Source organism: Streptomyces katrae (genome assembly GCF_000966975.1).
GTDB classification, from domain to species: domain Bacteria; phylum Actinomycetota; class Actinomycetes; order Streptomycetales; family Streptomycetaceae; genus Streptomyces; species Streptomyces katrae.
The window spans coordinates 1-1,331 of the sequence record NZ_JZWV01000690.1; the positions used below are offsets into that span (position 1 = coordinate 1).

Annotated in this window: 1 protein-coding gene; it reads left to right on the forward strand. The window is 72.8% G+C overall.

The features are described 5' to 3' along the window. Positions 1–972: hypothetical protein (locus VR44_RS24090; RefSeq protein WP_045949673.1), on the forward strand; the 972-nt coding region annotated here is incomplete at its 5' end. Positions 973–1,331: the final 359 nt, after the last annotated feature.

Sequence of the window (1,331 nt, forward strand, 5' to 3'; positions counted from 1 at the left end):
CTCCTGGACACCCTGGTCGCCGCACCCGGCATCCGCGACGACGCACGGTCGGCCCTGCTGTGGCTGCTGATCGCCGCCCCGGTGCGGCTCGCCCAGTTCGTCGGCGCCATGGCGCTGTTCGCACTCCGCCGCTCGCGCCCCCTCCTCACCCTGTACGCCGTCGCCGTCGTCGCCAACGCGGCCCTCGACTGGTTCTTCGTGCACGGCGCCGGACTCGGCTTCGCCGGCGCCTACGCCGCCACCTCCGTCATCGCCGCCCTCGAATGCGCCGTCACGGTGTGGCTGCTGCGCGACCACCTCTCCCTGCCGCTCAGGCTCCGCGACAGCGCCCGCTGGCTGCGGCAGGTGGCGCGCAGCATGGTCACGGAGTGGGGGCACATGCTCTCGGTGATCGGCTTCGAACTGCTGCTGGTCCTCGCGCTGACCCTCAAGGCCTCGTGGGGGGACCGCCTCGCCGCGTTCTCCGCGGGGGCCGTCCTCACGGCGACCCTGCACATCCCGCTCACCGCCCTGGTCAACGCGACCGGCATGGTCTGCAAGGACGCCGCCCCCACCGCCCGGGAGTGGCGCGGACTGCGGGGAGGCGTCCTGGCCGTCTCGGGGGCCGTCTGCGGACTCGTCGCGGCGGCGGCCTGGACGGTCCTGCCCGGCTTCTACGGCCTCCACGGCACGGCCGCGACCTGGTTCACCTGGCTGATGGCCGCCCAGGCCGCCGCCTTCCCCTTCCGCCTCCTGGCCGCCACGGCCGAAGGCCGCCACAAGGCCGCCGACCGCTTCGGGGTGGTCCTACGCCTACGCCTGCTCCAGGAGTTCGGCATAGCCCTGCCCCTCTTCGCGACGGGCCTGCTGACGGACAACGCGGCCGTGGCGTGGTCGGGCCTGGTGGCGGGCGCGGCGGTCAACTACTGGCTGCTGCGGGGAGGCGGCACTACCCCGGGGCGGGAGGCAACAGCCGACCGGCACCGGGCATGACCGGGTCCCGGCGGGGCGGTGGGGGGTTCTTGATCTTCTGGACCGAGCGCTGGCCGATCACCACGGCAGTCACCAACGTCCAGCCCGCTCATGACCAGCCCCAGACGGCTCGCAGGCACCGAGACCAGGGAAGCACGTAGCGATCTGCTGCGGCCGGGTGTTCCGCAGGCCGGTCTCTTCGTCATCTGGTGCAGGTATCAGCCCAAGGCGGCGGCCAGACGCCGAAATTCGAGGAGCGCGTAGCGATCTGTCGCGTGGGATCGGCCCCGCAGGGGATGGATGTCGGCCCGGATGCCCGGCGAGGCAGCCCCCGACCTCCCCGCCTGATCGCTGATCCCGCCGTATGTCCATCGATGGAC